The organism is Citrobacter sp. TBCS-14, assembly GCF_005280805.1.
Lineage (GTDB): Bacteria > Pseudomonadota > Gammaproteobacteria > Enterobacterales > Enterobacteriaceae > Citrobacter > Citrobacter gillenii.
Genome location: NZ_SZWM01000135.1, coordinates 22,513 through 40,269 on the forward strand (window position 1 = coordinate 22,513; position 17,757 = coordinate 40,269).

Consider the following 17,757-nt stretch of genomic DNA (forward strand, 5'->3'; position numbering starts at 1 on the left):
GGCTGGGCCCTCGCTGCCAATCCGAAGAGAATCGATGTGAAAGTACTGACTGTATTTGGCACGCGACCGGAGGCCATCAAGATGGCACCTCTGGTTCATGCGCTGGCAAAAGATCCTGATTTTGAGGCGAAAGTTTGCGTCACAGCGCAGCATCGGGAGATGCTTGATCAGGTGTTGAACCTCTTTTCCATTGTGCCTGACTACGATCTCAATATTATGCAGCCCGGTCAGGGACTCACCGAAATTACCTGCCGAATCCTTGAAGGGTTAAAGCCGATTCTGGCTGAGTTTAAACCGGATGTCGTACTGGTACACGGTGATACGACAACGACCATTGCCACCAGTCTGGCCGCGTTTTATCAGCGTATTCCTGTCGGACATGTTGAGGCCGGGTTGCGAACCGGCGATCTCTATTCTCCGTGGCCGGAAGAGGCAAACCGCACGCTGACCGGGCGTCTGGCGATGTATCATTTTGCACCTACTGAAAACTCTCGGCAGAACCTGTTACGCGAAAACATTGCCGATAACCGCATTTTTGTCACCGGCAATACGGTGATTGATGCGTTGATCTGGGTTCGCGATCGCGTACTGGCGAGCGATGAACTGCGGGCCGAATTGGCCGAGCATTATCCTTTCCTGAGCGCGGATAAAAAGATGATCCTGGTGACCGGTCATCGTCGGGAAAGCTTTGGTCGCGGTTTTGAGCAAATCTGCCATGCGCTGGCAGAAATTGCAGCGGCGAATCAGGATGTGCAGATTGTCTACCCGGTGCACCTGAACCCTAACGTCAGCGAACCGGTTAATCGCATCCTGGGTCACGTTGACAATGTGATTTTGATCGAGCCGCAGGAGTACCTGCCGTTTGTCTGGCTGATGAACCACGCCTGGCTGATCCTGACCGATTCTGGCGGTATCCAGGAAGAAGCCCCATCTCTGGGCAAGCCAGTGCTGGTGATGCGCGAAACGACGGAGCGCCCGGAGGCCATTACTGCAGGCACGGTGCGGCTGGTGGGGACCGATCCGCAGCGTATTGTGGAAGAAGTCACGCGCTTGCTGCATGACGAAGATGAATATCAGGCCATGAGCCGAGCCCATAATCCGTATGGCGATGGGCAAGCGTGTGGTCGCATTTTAGACGCGTTAAAAAACAATCGGATATCGCTATGAGTTTTACGACCATTTCTGTCATTGGGCTGGGTTATATCGGGCTGCCAACCGCAGCTGCTTTTGCTTCCCGTCAAAAACACGTGATTGGCGTAGATGTTAATCAGCATGCGGTGGACACCATTAACCGTGGTGAGATCCATATCGTTGAACCCGACCTCGGTGCGGTGGTGAAAACAGCTGTAGAAGAGGGGTATCTTCGGGCGACCACCAAACCCACGGAAGCGGATGCGTATTTAATCGCTGTGCCTACCCCGTTCAAAGGGGAGCATGAACCCGATATGGTGTACGTCGAAGCGGCGGCGAAGTCAGTGGCACCGGTGCTTAAAAAAGGCGCGCTGGTGATCCTCGAATCAACGTCACCCGTCGGGGCGACCGAGCAGATGGCCGCATGGCTTGCCGAAATTCGGCCTGATCTGACGTTCCCGCAACAGGCTGGGGAACAGGCAGACGTCAATATTGCCTATTGTCCAGAGCGTGTGCTGCCGGGCCAGGTGATGGTCGAGCTGATTAAAAACGATCGCGTGATTGGCGGGATGACGCCCGTCTGTTCCGCGCGCGCCAGCGAGCTGTACAACATCTTCCTTGAAGGTGAATGTGTGGTGACTAACGCCCGCACGGCGGAAATGTGTAAACTTACTGAAAATAGCTTCCGCGACGTGAATATCGCCTTTGCCAATGAACTGTCGCTGATTTGCGCCGAACAGGAGATTAACGTCTGGGAACTGATTCGCCTGGCGAACCGACACCCGCGCGTCAATATCCTGCAACCTGGCCCCGGCGTTGGCGGTCACTGTATTGCAGTCGATCCATGGTTTATTGTGGCGCAGAACCCGCAGCAGGCGAAATTGATCCGCACCGCCCGTGAAGTCAATGATGGCAAACCTCACTGGGTTGTTGATCGGGTAAAAGCCGCCGTAGCGGATTGTCTGGCGAAGACAAACAAACGCGCCAGCGAGGTAAAAATTGCCTGTTTTGGCCTGGCATTTAAACCGAATATTGACGATTTACGTGAAAGCCCGGCGATGGGTATCGCGCTGAGTATCGCCCAGTGGCACGGCGGTGAAACGCTGGTGGTGGAACCGAATGTTCATCAACTGCCAAAAAAACTGGATGGCCTGTGTATGTTGGCGAAACTGGACGACGCACTGGCAAGCGCTGATGTGCTGGTGATGCTGGTCGACCATAATGAATTTAAAGCGATTAAAGGCGATGCGGTACACCAGCAGTACGTGGTTGATACCAAAGGAGTCTGGCGATAATGAAACGAATTCTGGTCACCGGTGGCGCCGGATTTATCGGCTCCGCGGTTGTACGGCATATCATTAACGAGACGCAGGATGCTGTGGTGGTGGTCGATAAACTGACCTATGCCGGCAACCTGATGTCGCTAACGCCGGTCGCACAGAATGACCGTTTTGCCTTTGAGAAAGTTGATATCTGCGATCGGGCTGCGCTTGACGGTGTCTTTCAACAGTATCAGCCAGACTGCGTCATGCATCTGGCGGCGGAAAGCCACGTTGATCGTTCCATTGATGGTCCGGCTGCATTTATCGAAACCAATATTGTGGGTACCTACACCCTGCTGGAAGCGGCGCGCGCTTACTGGAACGTATTAACCGATGAGAAAAAATCGGCGTTTCGTTTCCATCATATTTCGACCGATGAAGTGTATGGCGATCTCCATTCTACGGATGATTTTTTCACTGAAACCACGCCGTATGCACCAAGCAGTCCTTATTCCGCATCGAAAGCCAGTAGCGACCATCTGGTCCGTGCCTGGCTACGTACGTACGGTTTACCTACGCTGATTACCAACTGCTCCAACAACTACGGCCCGTACCACTTCCCGGAAAAGCTGATCCCACTGACGATTCTTAACGCGTTGGCGGGCAAACCGCTGCCGGTATACGGCAACGGGCAGCAGATCCGCGACTGGCTGTACGTGGAGGATCATGCCCGCGCGTTGTATTGCGTAGCGACCACCGGGGCCGTGGGTGAAACATATAACATCGGCGGGCACAACGAGCGTAAGAATCTGGACGTAGTCGAGACGATTTGCTGTCTGCTGGAAGAACTGGCCCCCAACAAGCCACAGGGCCTTGCGCAGTACCGCTCACTGATCACCTTTGTTGACGATCGTCCTGGCCACGATCAACGTTACGCCATTGATGCGTCGAAGATTGCACGTGAACTTGGCTGGATGCCGCAGGAAACGTTTGAGAGCGGCATGCGCAAAACCGTGCAATGGTATCTGGCGAATGAGGCGTGGTGGAAGCCCGTGCAGGATGGCAGCTACCAGGGTGAACGTTTAGGTCTGAAGGGTTAATTTCCGGAGGAGGTACGCATGAAAGGTATCATTTTGGCGGGAGGTTCGGGTTCTCGCCTGCACCCCATTACGCGTGGCGTATCGAAACAGCTATTACCGATTTACGACAAGCCGATGATTTACTACCCGCTATCGGTGCTGATGTTGGCGGGGATCCGTGAAATCCTGATTATCACCACGCCGGAAGATAAAGGCTATTTCCAGCGTTTGCTGGGCGATGGCTCTGAGTTTGGCATTGAGTTGCACTATGCCGAGCAGCCCAGCCCGGACGGACTGGCGCAGGCGTTTATCATCGGCGAAACGTTCCTTAACGGTGAGCCTTCCTGTCTGGTTTTAGGTGACAACATCTTCTTTGGGCAGGGATTTAGTCCAAAACTGCGCCACGTTGCTGCCCGAACGGAAGGGGCGACGGTATTTGGCTATCAGGTTATGGATCCTGAGCGTTTCGGCGTGGTGGAATTTGACGATAATTTCCGCGCCGTCTCGCTGGAAGAGAAGCCGAAAGAACCGAAATCTAACTGGGCGGTGACGGGACTCTATTTTTACGACAGTAAGGTGGTGGAGTACGCAAAACGCGTGAAGCCTTCCGAGCGTGGAGAGCTGGAGATTACCTCCATCAACCAGATGTATCTTGACGCGGGTAACCTGACGGTGGAACTGCTCGGCCGTGGTTTTGCCTGGCTGGATACCGGTACGCATGACAGCCTGATTGAAGCGAGTATGTTCGTACAGACGGTTGAGAAACGTCAGGGCTTTAAAATTGCCTGCCTGGAAGAAATCGCCTGGCGCAACGGCTGGCTGGATGATGAAGGCGTGAAGCGTGCCGCCAGTTCTCTGGCTAAAACCGGTTATGGTCAATATCTGCTGGAGCTACTCCGTGCTCGTCCGCGCCAGTATTGAGCCGCTGAATTGGGAGAGTACGTTCTTTGGCGTGAAGAGCGCCATTGTGCGTGTTGACCCGCATGCGCCGGTTCTGACTGCGGATTCGTTGCAGCCCTGGGAGCGGGTACAGGCGAAAATTCCTGCGGCGAACGCCCAGGAGTTAGATGCATTGCAGCAGCTGGGTTTCTCGCTGGTCGAAGGGGAAGTGGATTTAGCGCTGTCGGTCACGGGCGTTTATGACAATCCTAGCGCGCAGGTCGCACAAACTGCAGATATCCCGGCGTTACGCCAGCTGGCGGGGCAGGCGTTCGCGCAAAGCCGTTTTCGTGCGCCGTGGTATGCGCCCGATGCCAGCGCGCGTTTCTACGCGCAGTGGATTGAAAATGCCGTACTGGGCACGTTCGACCATCAGTGTCTCGTTTTTCGCACACAGGCTGGCGATATTCGTGGCTATGTCTCACTGCGTGAACTGAATGAGACCGATGCGCGTATTGGCCTACTGGCTGGTCGCAGTGCGGGCGCAGAACTGATGCAGGCTGCGCTGTGCTGGGCGCAGGCTCGCGGTAAAACAACATTGCGCGTGGCGACCCAGATGGGCAATATCGCCGCGCTTAAACGTTACATACAGAGCGGTGCCAATGTAGAAAGCACCGCGTACTGGTTATACAGGTGACAACATGATCCCATTTAACGCACCGCCGGTGGTGGGCACCGAGCTTGAATACATGCAGTCTGCGATGAGCAGCGGAAAACTGTGCGGTGACGGCGGCTTTACCCGTCGTTGCCAGCAGTGGCTGGAGCAACATTTTGGCAGCGCGAAAGTGCTGCTGACACCCTCCTGTACCGCCTCGCTTGAGATGGCGGCATTGCTGCTGGATATCCAGGCTGGTGATGAAGTGATCATGCCGAGCTACACCTTTGTCTCCACCGCCAACGCCTTCGTGCTGCGTGGGGCCAAAGTCGTCTTTGTCGATATCCGTCCGGATACCATGAACATTGACGAAACGCTGATTGAAGCGGCGATCACCGACAAAACCCGCGCTATCGTACCGGTGCATTACGCGGGCGTTGCCTGCGAAATGGACACCATTATGGCACTGGCGGCTAAGTACAACCTGTTCGTGGTGGAAGATGCCGCTCAGGGCGTGATGTCGACCTACAAAGGCCGCGCGCTGGGAACAATTGGTCATATTGGCTGCTTTAGCTTCCACGAAACCAAAAATTACACCGCGGGTGGCGAAGGTGGAGCCACGCTGATTAATGATAAAAAATTAATCGAACGTGCTGAGATCATCCGCGAAAAAGGGACCAACCGTAGCCAGTTCTTCCGTGGCCAAGTGGATAAATACACCTGGCGAGATATTGGTTCCAGCTATTTGATGTCCGATCTGCAGGCCGCCTATCTGTGGGCACAACTGGAAGCGGCGGATCGTATCAACCAGCAGCGTCTGGCGCTGTGGCATCATTATTATGATGCGCTGGAACCGCTGGCACGCGCCGGGCGTATTGAACTGCCTTCCATCCCGCAGGATTGCGTGCAAAATGCCCATATGTTTTATATCAAGCTGCGCGATATCGACGATCGCAGTGCGCTGATCAACTTCCTGAAAGAAGCCGAAATCATGGCGGTATTCCATTATATCCCGCTGCACGATTGCCCGGCTGGCGATAAATTTGGTGAGTTTGCCGGAGTTGATCGTTACACCACTCAGGAGAGCGAACGTCTGCTGCGCCTGCCGCTGTTTTACAATCTGTCGCCGGTCAACCAGCGCACAGTGATTACGACCTTACTGAACTACTTCGCCTGATATGTCGCTTGCTAAAGCGTCCCTGTGGACGGCAGCCAGTACGCTGGTAAAAATTGGTGCGGGCCTTCTGGTGGTGAAACTGCTGGCGGTTTCATTTGGCCCGGCCGGTGTGGGGCAGGCGGGTAACTTCCGCCAGATGGTTACTGTGCTCGGTGTACTGGCGGGGGCCGGAATATTCAACGGCGTCACGAAGTACGTCGCACAGCATCATGACGATCCGGCACAGTTACGCCGTGTGGTCGGTACCTCTTCGGCGATGGTGCTGGGATTCTCCACGCTGATGGCCGCCCTTTTTCTGCTGGCAGCAGCGCCGATCAGCCAGGGTTTATTTGGTCATACGCATTATCAAGGGTTAGTGCGGCTGGTTGCACTGGTACAGATGGGCATAGCCTGGGCGAACCTGCTGCTGGCGCTGATGAAAGGTTTTCGCGATGCTGCCGGCAATGCGCTATCGCTGATTGTCGGTAGCCTGGTGGGCGTGGTGGCCTATTATGGTTGCTATCGTCTCGGGGGTTACGAAGGTGCGTTGTTAGGGCTGGCGCTGGTGCCTGCGCTGGTAGTGATCCCCGCTGCTGCGATGTTGATTAAGCGTGGAACTATCCCACTGCGCTACCTGAAACCCTGCTGGGATAACGGTCTGGCCGGGCAGTTAAGCAAGTTCACGCTGATGGCGTTGGTCACCTCCGTGACGCTGCCGGTGGCGTACGTAATGATGCGAAACCTGCTGGCAGCCCATTACAGCTGGGATGACGTGGGGATCTGGCAGGGGGTGAGCAGTATTTCCGATGCGTATCTGCAATTTATCACCGCCTCATTCAGCGTTTACTTGCTGCCGACGCTGTCGCGCTTAACTGAAAAGCATGACATTTCGCGCGAGGTCGTAAAGTCGCTGAAGTTTGTGCTACCGGCGGTTGCTGCCGCGAGTTTCACCGTCTGGCTGCTGCGTGACTTTGCTATCTGGCTGCTGTTTTCGGCTAAATTTACCGCGATGCGCGATCTATTTGCCTGGCAACTGGTGGGCGATGTCCTGAAAGTAGGGGCTTACGTTTTTGGCTATTTGGTGATCGCGAAAGCGTCGCTACGGTTTTATATTTTGGCTGAAATTAGCCAGTTCACGTTATTGACGGCATTTGCCCACTGGCTGATCCCTGCGCATGGCGCTCTGGGAGCAGCCCAGGCATATATGGCAACCTATGTGGTCTATTTTTCTCTCTGTTGCGGCGTATTTTTACTCTGGCGTAGGCGGGCATGACAGTACTGATTCACGTTCTGGGATCGGATATCCCTCACCATAACCAAACCGTATTGCGGTTTTTCAACGACTCGCTGGCTGCGACGAGCGAGCACGCGCGCGTGTTTATGGTTGCCGGTCAGGATGCGGGATTCAGCGAAAGTTGCCCGGCGTTATCGCTGAGTTTCTATAGCGGGAAAAAGGCGCTGGCAGAGGCGGTTATTAAGAAAGCGAAAGCGGATCGTCAACAGCGTTTCTTCTTTCACGGTCAGTTCAATACCAGCTTATGGCTGGCACTGCTGAGTGGGGGAATTAAACCCGAGCAGTTTTACTGGCACATCTGGGGCGCCGATCTGTATGAAGTCTCCAGTGGACTGAAATTCCGCCTGTTTTATCCGCTTCGTCGGCTGGCGCAAAACCGCGTGGGCTGCGTGTTTGCCACGCGGGGTGATTTGCGCTATTTCGCTGGGCTGCATCCGCGCGTGCGCGGTGAGCTGCTGTATTTCCCGACGCGCATGGATCCATCGCTCAATACGATGAGCGACGGGCGTGAACGCAGCGGGAAAATGACCATTCTGGTGGGAAACTCCGGCGACCGCAGCAATGAACATATTGCCGCGCTGCGCGCCGTGCATCAGCAGTTTGGCGATACGGTGAACGTGATTGTGCCCATGGGTTACCCTGCCAATAATGCGGCGTATATCGATGACGTTCGTCAGGCTGGACTGGCATTATTTCGTGCGGAAAACCTGCACATTCTCAGCGAAAAGCTGGAATTTGAGGCTTATCTGGCGTTACTGCGTCAGTGCGATTTGGGCTACTTTATTTTTGCTCGTCAGCAGGGGATCGGCACCTTGTGTCTGTTGATCCAGGCCGGTATTCCGTGTGTGCTTAACCGCGAAAACCCCTTCTGGCAGGATATGGCAGAGCAAAACTTGCCGGTATTGTTTACCACCGATGAACTCAATGAAGGTATTGTGCGCGAAGCGCAGCGTCAGCTGGCCTCGGTCGATAAGAGCGCCATTACCTTCTTTAGCCCGAATTACCTACAGCCGTGGCATAACGCGCTGAAAATTGCTTCCGGAGAAACGGTATGAGCCTGATGCAATTCAGCGGTCTGCTGGTGGTGTGGCTGCTCTCCACACTGTTTATCGCCACGTTGACCTGGTTTGAGTTCCGACGGGTACGCTTTAACTTCAATGTGTTCTTCTCATTGCTGTTTTTATTGACGTTTTTCTTTGGCTTTCCGCTGACTAGCGTGCTGGTATTCCGCTTCGACGTGGCGGTGGCCCCGCCGGAAATTCTGCTGCAGGCGCTGCTGTCAGCCGCCTGTTTCTATGCTGTCTATTACGTGACCTATAAAACCCGTTTACGCAGGCGAACGGCGGAAAGACCGCGTAAGCCACTGTTTACTATCAACCGCGTTGAGGCTCATCTGACGTGGATAATATTGATGGCGATTGCGCTAGTGAGTGTGGGCATATTCTTTATGCACAACGGGTTCCTGCTGTTCAGACTGCAGTCCTACAGCCAGATCTTCTCCAGTGAAGTTTCCGGTGTGGCGTTGAAGCGCTTCTTCTACTTCTTCATCCCAGCGATGCTGGTGGTGTACTTCCTGCGTCAGGACAGCAAAGCGTGGCTGTTTTTTCTGGTAAGCACCGTCGCGTTTGGCTTGCTGACCTATATGATTGTGGGCGGCACGCGCGCCAATATCATCATCGCCTTTGCCATCTTCCTGTTTATCGGCATTATTCGCGGCTGGATTTCGCTGTGGATGCTGGCGGCCGCTGGCGTGCTGGGCATTGTGGGGATGTTCTGGCTGGCGCTGAAGCGCTACGGCATGAACGTCAGCGGAGACGAAGCGTTCTATACTTTCCTGTATCTGACGCGCGACACCTTCTCGCCGTGGGAAAACCTGGCATTGTTGCTGCAGAATTACCACAATATTGAGTTCCAGGGTCTGGCGCCGATCGTGCGTGACTTCTATGTGTTTATCCCCAGTTGGCTGTGGCCTGGGCGACCGAGCATCGTACTCAATTCGGCGAACTACTTTACCTGGGAAGTGTTGAACAACCACTCGGGGTTGGCTATCTCACCAACATTAATTGGCTCGCTGGTGGTGATGGGCGGGGCGTTGTTTATCCCGTTAGGCGCGATTGTGGTTGGGCTTATCATCAAATGGTTCGACTGGCTGTACGAGTTAGGTAACCGGGAAACAAACCGCTACAAGTCGGCGATTTTGCACAGTTTCTGTTTCGGTGCCATTTTCAATATGATCGTGTTAGCACGTGAAGGACTGGATTCGTTTGTCTCGCGAGTGGTCTTTTTCCTCGTGATTTTTGGTGTCTGTTTGCTGGTGGCAAAACTGTTGTTCTGGCTGTTTGACAGTGCCGGACTGATTCATAAACGCATAAAATCGCTGCCCCGGACACAGGTTGAAGGATAGTAATGACTGATAACACCACTGCGCCGTTGTATTCACTGCGCGGATTACAACTGATTGGCTGGCGCGATATGCAGCATGCGCTGAATTACCTGTTTGCAGAAGGGCATCTTAGGCAGGGGACGCTGGTGGCGATCAATGCTGAGAAGATGCTGACAGCGGAAGATAACCCTGAGGTACGCGCGCTGATCGATGCCGCTGAGTTCAAATACGCCGATGGGATCAGCGTCGTGCGTTCCGTGCGAAAAAAATTTCCACAGGCCCAGGTTTCACGTGTGGCCGGTGCCGATCTGTGGGAGGCCTTAATGGCACGAGCTGGCCGGGAAGGAACGCCGGTCTTCCTGATTGGCGGCAGGCCGGAGGTGCTGGCGCAGACGGAAGCAAAACTACGTACACAATGGAACGTGAACATTGTGGGCAGCCAGGACGGCTATTTTACGCCGCAGCAGCGTCAGGCGCTGTTCGAGCGGATTCACGCCAGCGGTGCGCAGATTGTTACCGTAGCGATGGGGTCACCGAAACAAGAAATCTTTATGCGTGATTGCCGCCAGGTTCATCCCGATGCGCTGTATATGGGCGTGGGTGGAACCTACGACGTCTTTACCGGCCATGTAAAGCGTGCGCCTAAAGTCTGGCAAAACCTCGGGCTGGAGTGGCTGTACCGCTTGCTGTCGCAGCCGAGCCGTATCACGCGTCAACTTCGCTTATTACGTTATCTGCGCTGGCACTATACCGGCAATCTCTGATTTCCTCCCTTCTTTGGTATGTAGCGCATTCTGCTGAGTGCGCTACTTATTCACAACATAATCGCTGCTTTCTCAAACAATCTATTCATTTTTTGAATGCTTTAATTGCCATTTAAGTGATTTTAGGAAACCATTCGCAACAATCATGATAGTGCCGTGGTGTTTTGGGTGCCAACCGTCAAGCGGTCGGCGCCGTATGGCCTGTTATGGCAAAAAAACGATGTACCCATAACGATAACCGGTCATACCGGAAAGCATACAAACACAACAAGAGGATTTATGGCAGAAAGTAAACCTGAGCTACAGCGTGGGCTGGAGGCTCGTCATATCGAATTAATTGCCCTTGGGGGCACTATTGGCGTTGGATTGTTTATGGGCGCCGCCAGCACCCTCAAATGGGCGGGGCCATCAGTTCTGTTGGCCTATATTGTCGCCGGGCTGTTCGTCTTTTTCATTATGCGTTCCATGGGCGAGATGCTGTTTCTGGAGCCGGTTGCCGGTTCATTCGCGGTGTATGCCCACCGTTATATGAGCCCCTTCTTTGGTTATCTCACTGCCTGGTCGTACTGGTTTATGTGGATGGCGGTGGGGATCTCGGAAATTACCGCCATTGGCGTCTACGTGCAGTTCTGGTTCCCGGATATGGCACAGTGGATACCCGCGCTGATTGCAGTCGGGTTAGTGGCGTTGGCAAACCTGGCGGCGGTTCGGCTGTACGGTGAAATTGAGTTCTGGTTTGCGATGATCAAAGTGACCACCATCATTGTGATGATCGTCATTGGGGTCGGCGTTATCTTCTTTGGCTTTGGTAATGGCGGTCAGGCGATTGGTTTCGGCAACTTGACCGAGCACGGCGGCTTTTTTGCCGGTGGCTGGAAAGGCTTCCTGACCGCGTTATGTATCGTGGTGGCCTCCTACCAGGGGGTGGAGCTGATCGGCATCACGGCGGGTGAAGCCAAAAATCCGCAGGTCACATTGCGTAGCGCGGTAGGGAAAGTGCTTTGGCGTATCCTGATTTTCTACGTCGGCGCGATATTTGTGATCGTCACTATCTTCCCGTGGAATGAGATTGGCAGCAACGGCAGCCCGTTCGTTCTCACGTTTGCCAAAATTGGAATTACCGCTGCGGCCGGGATTATCAACTTCGTGGTCCTGACCGCCGCGCTGTCTGGCTGCAACAGCGGGATGTATAGCTGTGGTCGTATGCTGTACGCGCTGGCGAAGAACCGTCAATTACCTGCCGTTGTCGGAAAAGTCTCTCGTCATGGCGTGCCGGTTGCTGGCGTAGCAATTTCTATCGCCATCTTGCTGATTGGCTCATGCCTGAATTACGTTATTCCGAATCCGCAGCGTTTCTTTGTGTATGTCTATAGCGCCAGTGTGTTGCCGGGGATGGTACCGTGGTTTGTTATCCTGATTAGCCAGCTGCGTTTTCGTCAGGCACACAAAGAGGCGATTGCCAGCCATCCTTTCCGCTCCATTCTGTTCCCGTGGGCGAATTATTTGACGATGGCGTTCCTGATTTGCGTATTGATCGGCATGTATTTTAATGAAGATACCCGAATGTCGCTGTTTGTGGGTATGGGCTTCATACTGGCTGTGACGCTCATTTATAAGGTTTTTGGTCTGAATCGGCATGGGGAAAGCCAAAAACTGGAGGAATAAGCGACAAAACGCACATTCCGTGACCAAACGGTAATTTATTTTAAAAAAGCACTAGACAGCAGACCGAGACCTCCGTAATATCCAGCCCCGCAACGGCGCTAAGCGCCCGTAGCTCAGCTGGATAGAGCGCTGCCCTCCGGAGGCAGAGGTCTCAGGTTCGAATCCTGTCGGGCGCACCATTTAGTAGGGTGCCAGAGCTGCGGTGGTTTTAATACCGCGTAAAAGATTTGCAGTGGTGGCTATAGCTCAGTTGGTAGAGCCCTGGATTGTGATTCCAGTTGTCGTGGGTTCGAATCCCATTAGCCACCCCATTAATTTAAAGTTGTGAAATGCGAAGGTGGCGGAATTGGTAGACGCGCTAGCTTCAGGTGTTAGTGTCCTTAGGATGTGGGGGTTCGAGTCCCCCCCCTCGCACCACGACTTAAAGAATTGAACTAAAAATTCAAAAAGCAGTAAAACGGCGAGTAGCGCAGCTTGGTAGCGCAACTGGTTTGGGACCAGTGGGTCGGAGGTTCGAATCCTCTCTCGCCGACCAATTTTGAACCCCGCTTCGGCGGGGTTTTTTGTTTTCTGATTTTCTCTTCTTTCAGGCACTTACACAAAGAAAGACCTGTGTGATATCGCTGCCATGTCCCGAATTACCTGATGTCTTAAAAAGTCCGAATACCTAGTTTTTGCAGTGCAATCATGGCATGCCTTGTGCAATAATATGCGTGTAGATGCTCATTCCATCTCTTATGTTCGCCATCTGGCCTCATAAACTCAGGAATGACGCAGAGCCGTTTCCGGTGCTTATCGTCCACTGACAGATGTCGCGTTAGCCTCATCAAACACCATGGACATAACGTTGAGTGAAGCACCCATTTATGTTGTCATACAGACCTGTTTAACGCCTGCTCCAAAAGAGCGGGCGTTTTTTTATGCATATCACGTCATCCTTCAAGCTGCCTCTTTGTTGGCTACGCCTGGGTTATTCGGCCCATCCCTGGGCCTCACCCCTACGGGGCCGCCGCAAACAGCGTTCAAATCTGTTCCTGACAGATTTGTCACCCCAGTCACTTACTTATGTAAGCTCCTGGGGATTCCCAGACTTGCCGCCTTGATGCATCTTGAATGATTTTGTGTATACGATTGCCCGGTAAGCGAAGTGCCACCGGGCAAGAGGGAATCACTGCGAAGGATTGTTGTTCTGTAGCGTCAGCATCAGGCCATCACGACGCATCGTGGCGGCTTCTTCCGGTTGATGCAGTCTGTCCAGCGCGTCGGCCAGCCAGGCGTAGTCGTAGGCATCCGGACGCTGTTTAAGGGCCGCACGGAAGGCGATCGTTGCCTCCTGCCATTCACCGTGCTTCATCAACGACTGACCAAGCGTACTCCACAGAAGCGGGCGATCGCCCACGGCTTTAATCTGCTGGCGCAGCACTTTTTCTATCTGCTCAGGGTTGTTGGTTTTCAGACGCGGGATAGGCAGTACCAGGCGGTCGTCATACTGGCGTTTCAGACCCTCAATGATGATTTGCTGTGCCGTATCATGATCGTCGCACTCAATCAGATGCTCAGCCATGGCGACCTGCAGGGCAACCTGATGACGGGTTTTACGGTTCTGGTTTTTCCACCATGCGCGTAGACCCTCACTACCCTGATCGGCGCGAACCTGATCCATCAGGCCCACCCAGGCTTGTTGTTCCAGCATGGCACGGTGTTCTTCATCACCCACGCGTGCTTTGGCCATAGAAGGAATGATATCCAGTAAGGAACTCCATGCACCGGTGCGAATGTAAGCCTGCTCAGCCAGACGCAGAACTTCCGGGTGACGCGGCGTCACTTCCAGCAGCTTGTCGACGCTGTGGCGCGCGGCGTGGTCCTCATTGCGGGCCAACTGTAGGCGAACACGGGTGATGTCCACCGGGATTGTATCGTTCCCGGCCAGTTCAGCTGCACGTTCAAGGTGCTGATTAGCGCGAGCTTCATCACCACGCTGCTGAGCCGCTTCTGCTGCCAGAAGATAATTGACTACCGGCTGTTCCGCGTGATCGGCATTTTTCGACATCAGTTTTTCAACCTGCTGATAGTCGCCTTCTGCCAGCTTGAGCAGAGCCTGCTCGGTCTGCTTACGTGCACGGCGGCGCTTGCGACCCACAAACCAGCCGCGCGTATGCGCACCGGTGCGGAAAATACGGCGCAGCAGCCATTCAATCGCAAACAGAATGACCATGGCGACGATCAGGATGATCACCAGACCCGTCACGCTGGTTTCAATGTTGTAGTTGTCTGTTTGGATCAGCACGTATCCCTGATGACCGGCGATCATTGGGCCGACGACGATCCCGGCGATCAGCAGCACAAAGAGCAATAATACTTTTAGCATCATTATTCTCCCTGCGGCGCGGTTGCCGGCGTGTCAGCCTGAGGTGCAGGTGCAGGTGCAGGTGCAGGTGCAGTTTCAGCCTCGGCTGGAGAGGTTGTTGGCTGTGCCAGTAAATTACGCACGCGGGTTTGCATGAGCTTCTCGAGAATGGTCTGGCTCTGCAACGTGTCCGGCACGTTCATACTGATGCTTTGCTGGCTCAGCTGATCCACTTCATCAAGAAACGCTTTGGTGGTTGCATCGTCGGTGTCGTAATAGGCGCGTACCCAGGTGGAGACATTCTCCAGCGCCTGGCGATAGGTTTCTTCCTGATGACGTGGCACGGCTTGTGCGGCCACTAACAGGCGAGAACGGATATTTTCGCGCAGGTAAACGTCCTGATTTGGTGCCAATAGCGGAACGGCAGTTTCATCGCGACGGCGAATGGTAATAAAGCTGTCCATAAAGTTCTGCCAGCTTTTTTGCAGATTGACGCGCCATTCGCTAATAGAGCTGGAAAGCTCACTGCTGTCGGAATCCATCGGTGAATCGTCGGTGTTGTTGTCCGCCAGGCGTAGGTTATCAATCTGGTTAGAGAGCTGATTTACCTTGAGGATAATGCCGTCGTAGTCGACCTGTGAAACCGCAGACAGGCTGGCGATATCATCGGTGATGGCGCGACGGGCGGTAATCAAACTGGGATCGTTCATGTCTGCCAGGCTGGCATCGGCGCTTTTCAGCAGCGCTGCCGCAGACGTAACGTCCTGATCGCTCCATAATTTACGTCCGGCCAGTTTCACCAGGAAATCAGCCTGTGCCAGCAGCCAGGTTTTTGCATCACTGCCGGAGATGGTGGCGACCTTCTGCTGGACTTCATCAAGCTGTTTGACCAACGCGGCCTGCTGTCGACTGGCTTCATCCAGCTGTGTGGCCTGCTGTTTAATAATGCCTTCCAGCTCGCTCTTCTGACTTTCCTGCGCTTTTTGTAGCGCGATGAGCTGAGTCGCCAGCGCATCGCTGGTTGCTGTTTGCGTTGTTGCCTGCTGTTTCGCCCAGCCATACAGACCCACGCCCGCCGCCAGTGCAATCGCAATTGCCACTGCGCTTAGGATCAGTGCGGTGTTGTTGTGGTTCTTTTTTTCTGCTTTGACTGGCTGTGGCGTTGTTTCCACGGCCTCCCTGGTCTCTTCAACCACGGCGGAGGATTTTTCTTGTTCCGTCATTATGGCATCCCATTATGAGAGTTATTGTAATGCGCGCAGTAGCGCATCGTTGTCGGCGTTATCAGCGACCTTAATATCTTGCCAGCCCAGTTCCCGGGCGAGGTGCGCCAGACGCTCACTGACGACCAGCAGCCGACAGCGTAGTAACCAGTGCTCACGATACCACTGCGGAATAAGAGACCAGAGCTGTTGCAGCATCTCTCCGCTGGTGACAACCACCGTCGTCACACCGCGTGAATGCCAGCGCATCGCCTCTTCTGCACCATCGTAATGTTTTGCACTGCGTTGATAACATTCACAAAAATCAACATCTGCACCACGAGCTGTTAAGGTTTCGCCTATCAGCTCACGACCGCCGTTGCCGCGTAAAATAAGCGCGCGTTTTCCCGCAATATTTTGTAATTCAGGTAATTGTAGCAAGACTTCGCTGATTTCCCGATCCAGCGGATAGTGAATATTGCATCCGCTCACGGTATGCAATGCCAGCGCTGTTGTGCGACCGATAGCAAAATAGCGCGGGAGAGTGGGCCAGTTTGCCCCCTGCTGCGAAAGCTCGGCGTCGGCAAAGGTGACGGCATGCTGCGAGAGAGCAAAGACCAGATCGTTTTCCGTGAGCGCCGACAGCCGGGAGGCTAGCGTTGCCAGTTCCCGACCGGGCGAAAACTCGATAAGCGGAAAACTCCAGGCCACCTGCCCCAGTGTGCGCAGACGGCTCACTAACTCTTCCCCTGCGGGAGACGGGCGGGTGACCAGAATACTCATGCCGGTGCTTCTCCGTTATAAACGTCAGCCAGAATGGTGCGCGCACCGTTCTCTAACAGTTCTTCCGCCAGGGAAATGCCCATTTGTTCGGCATCCTGCGGTGCACCACGACGCTCTCCACACACCATCTGCGACCCGTCAGGTGCACCGACCAGCGCACGTAGCCAAATCTCACCGTTGATGAGTTCTGCATAGCTGCCAATAGGCACCTGACAGCCCCCTTCCAGGCGGGTGTTCATGGCGCGTTCCGCTTTGACGCGCAGGGCGGTTTCTTCATGGTTGAGCGGGGCCAGCAGCGCCTGGGTACGTAGATCGTCAAGTCGACATTCTATGCCCACAGCACCTTGCCCGACAGCTGGCAGAGAGACCTCTGGCGGCAGCGCGGTCCGGACGCGTGACTCAAGCCCTAAACGCTTTAGCCCGGCGACGGCAAGAATAATGGCGTCATAGTCGCCGTTATCCAGTTTGCTCAGGCGTGTGCCCACGTTGCCACGCAATGAGCGGATAACAAGATCCGGGCGCTGCTTCGCCAATTGGCACTGGCGACGTAGGCTCGACGTCCCAACGATGCTGCCTTCCGGGAGGTCATCCAGTGAGTTAAATTTATTTGAGACAAACGCATCGCGTGGATCTTCGCGTTCACAGATAGTAACCAGCCCAAGTCCTTCAGGGAACTCGACCGGCACATCCTTCATGGAATGCACGGCGATATCGGCGCGTTTTTCTAACAGCGCGACTTCCAGCTCTTTGACAAATAAACCTTTCCCCCCGACTTTCGCCAGCGGAGTATCCAGGATCACGTCGCCACGGGTCACCATAGGGACCAGTTCAACGACCAGACCGGGGTGATTTGCCATTAAAGCGTCTTTGACATAATGTGCCTGCCAGAGCGCAAGGGGGCTTTGGCGTGTGGCAATTCTCAAAACATTGTCTAACATGCTTGTTACCGTCATTATCAATCATTAACCATCCTAACATCCTTATCAAAGGGATGTCAGCGTTACGCTCAAACGTAGTGAGACGAAAAGGCGCTGCATCATCACTGGCAGTGATTAATGACGAGATACCTCCCGACCGTATGAAGGAATTTACACGCAACGAACGGTGCTACACTTGTATGTAGCGCATCTTTCTTTACGGTCAATGAGCAAGGTGTT

The 17,757-nt window shown here is 54.1% G+C and carries 15 protein-coding genes and 4 tRNA genes; 15 read left to right on the plus strand and 4 right to left on the minus strand.

Annotation, left to right across the window (positions count from 1 at the left end; all coding sequences use genetic code 11):
• Nucleotides 1-36: 36 nt before the first annotated feature.
• From wecB to FDX22_RS01470, 15 genes are all read left to right on the plus strand, one after another.
• Nucleotides 37-1,167 carry a non-hydrolyzing UDP-N-acetylglucosamine 2-epimerase gene (gene wecB / locus FDX22_RS01400; protein WP_146716619.1) on the plus strand — a complete coding sequence of 377 codons (1,131 nt, stop codon included), beginning with the start codon at nucleotides 37-39 and terminating at the stop codon, nucleotides 1,165-1,167.
• The gene (wecC, locus tag FDX22_RS01405) at nucleotides 1,164-2,426 is read left to right on the plus strand and encodes a UDP-N-acetyl-D-mannosamine dehydrogenase (protein ID WP_146716620.1); all 1,263 of its coding nucleotides are present in this window, start codon (nucleotides 1,164-1,166) and stop codon (nucleotides 2,424-2,426) included. The genes wecB and wecC overlap by 4 nt, the downstream gene beginning before the upstream one ends.
• The gene (gene rffG, locus FDX22_RS01410) at nucleotides 2,426-3,493 is read left to right on the plus strand and encodes a dTDP-glucose 4,6-dehydratase (protein WP_146716621.1); all 1,068 of its coding nucleotides are present in this window, start codon (nucleotides 2,426-2,428) and stop codon (nucleotides 3,491-3,493) included. Before wecC ends, rffG begins: the two co-directional genes overlap by 1 nt.
• Before the next feature lie 18 nt (nucleotides 3,494-3,511).
• Nucleotides 3,512-4,393, plus strand: coding sequence for a glucose-1-phosphate thymidylyltransferase RfbA (gene rfbA / locus FDX22_RS01415; RefSeq protein WP_137363068.1), 882 nt, complete (start codon nucleotides 3,512-3,514; stop codon nucleotides 4,391-4,393).
• Entirely contained in the window at nucleotides 4,371-5,048 is a 678-nt protein-coding gene (gene rffC / locus FDX22_RS01420; protein ID WP_146716622.1) for a dTDP-4-amino-4,6-dideoxy-D-galactose acyltransferase, read from the plus strand. The genes rfbA and rffC overlap by 23 nt, the downstream gene beginning before the upstream one ends.
• A gap of 4 nt (nucleotides 5,049-5,052) precedes the next feature.
• A complete protein-coding gene (rffA, locus tag FDX22_RS01425) occupies nucleotides 5,053-6,183 on the plus strand; it encodes a dTDP-4-amino-4,6-dideoxygalactose transaminase (RefSeq protein ID WP_146716623.1) in 1,131 nt (376 codons plus the stop codon).
• 1 nt (nucleotide 6,184) lies between these two features.
• Nucleotides 6,185-7,435 carry a lipid III flippase WzxE gene (gene wzxE, locus FDX22_RS01430; RefSeq protein ID WP_117343790.1) on the plus strand — a complete coding sequence of 417 codons (1,251 nt, stop codon included), beginning with the start codon at nucleotides 6,185-6,187 and terminating at the stop codon, nucleotides 7,433-7,435.
• The gene (locus FDX22_RS01435; protein WP_115259852.1) at nucleotides 7,432-8,511 is read left to right on the plus strand and encodes a TDP-N-acetylfucosamine:lipid II N-acetylfucosaminyltransferase; all 1,080 of its coding nucleotides are present in this window, start codon (nucleotides 7,432-7,434) and stop codon (nucleotides 8,509-8,511) included. Before wzxE ends, FDX22_RS01435 begins: the two co-directional genes overlap by 4 nt.
• Nucleotides 8,508-9,860: an ECA oligosaccharide polymerase gene (gene wzyE, locus FDX22_RS01440; RefSeq protein WP_096758937.1), complete on the plus strand. Its 1,353-nt coding sequence runs from the start codon at nucleotides 8,508-8,510 to the stop codon at nucleotides 9,858-9,860. The genes FDX22_RS01435 and wzyE overlap by 4 nt, the downstream gene beginning before the upstream one ends.
• A gap of 2 nt (nucleotides 9,861-9,862) precedes the next feature.
• Nucleotides 9,863-10,603, plus strand: a complete 741-nt coding sequence (gene wecG / locus FDX22_RS01445) for a lipopolysaccharide N-acetylmannosaminouronosyltransferase (RefSeq protein ID WP_146716624.1) — start codon at nucleotides 9,863-9,865, stop codon at nucleotides 10,601-10,603.
• A 279-nt stretch (nucleotides 10,604-10,882) separates the two neighbouring features.
• Nucleotides 10,883-12,268: an amino acid permease gene (locus FDX22_RS01450; protein ID WP_146716625.1), complete on the plus strand. Its 1,386-nt coding sequence runs from the start codon at nucleotides 10,883-10,885 to the stop codon at nucleotides 12,266-12,268.
• A 102-nt stretch (nucleotides 12,269-12,370) separates the two neighbouring features.
• Nucleotides 12,371-12,447 (plus strand) — tRNA-Arg (locus tag FDX22_RS01455).
• A 56-nt stretch (nucleotides 12,448-12,503) separates the two neighbouring features.
• Nucleotides 12,504-12,579, plus strand: a tRNA-His gene (locus FDX22_RS01460).
• Nucleotides 12,580-12,599: 20 nt separating this feature from the next.
• A tRNA-Leu gene (locus FDX22_RS01465) sits at nucleotides 12,600-12,685 on the plus strand.
• 41 nt (nucleotides 12,686-12,726) lie between these two features.
• Nucleotides 12,727-12,803: transfer RNA gene (locus FDX22_RS01470), tRNA-Pro, on the plus strand.
• Nucleotides 12,804-13,436: 633 nt separating this feature from the next.
• Here the strand turns inward: FDX22_RS01470 and hemY are convergent.
• The 4 genes from hemY to hemC are packed head-to-tail and all read right to left on the minus strand — an operon-like array spanning nucleotide 13,437 to nucleotide 17,538.
• Nucleotides 13,437-14,636, minus strand: a complete 1,200-nt coding sequence (gene hemY, locus FDX22_RS01475; RefSeq protein ID WP_096759491.1) for a protoheme IX biogenesis protein HemY — start codon at nucleotides 14,634-14,636, stop codon at nucleotides 13,437-13,439.
• Between the two features lie 2 nt (nucleotides 14,637-14,638).
• On the minus strand, nucleotides 14,639-15,838 hold the full coding sequence (hemX, locus tag FDX22_RS01480) for a uroporphyrinogen-III C-methyltransferase (RefSeq protein ID WP_146716626.1): 1,200 nt from the start codon (nucleotides 15,836-15,838) through the stop codon (nucleotides 14,639-14,641).
• A gap of 21 nt (nucleotides 15,839-15,859) precedes the next feature.
• Nucleotides 15,860-16,600 carry a uroporphyrinogen-III synthase gene (gene hemD / locus FDX22_RS01485; protein WP_096758933.1) on the minus strand — a complete coding sequence of 247 codons (741 nt, stop codon included), beginning with the start codon at nucleotides 16,598-16,600 and terminating at the stop codon, nucleotides 15,860-15,862.
• Nucleotides 16,597-17,538, minus strand: a complete 942-nt coding sequence (gene hemC, locus FDX22_RS01490) for a hydroxymethylbilane synthase (protein WP_135912796.1) — start codon at nucleotides 17,536-17,538, stop codon at nucleotides 16,597-16,599. The genes hemD and hemC overlap by 4 nt, the downstream gene beginning before the upstream one ends.
• Nucleotides 17,539-17,757 lie beyond the last annotated feature (219 nt).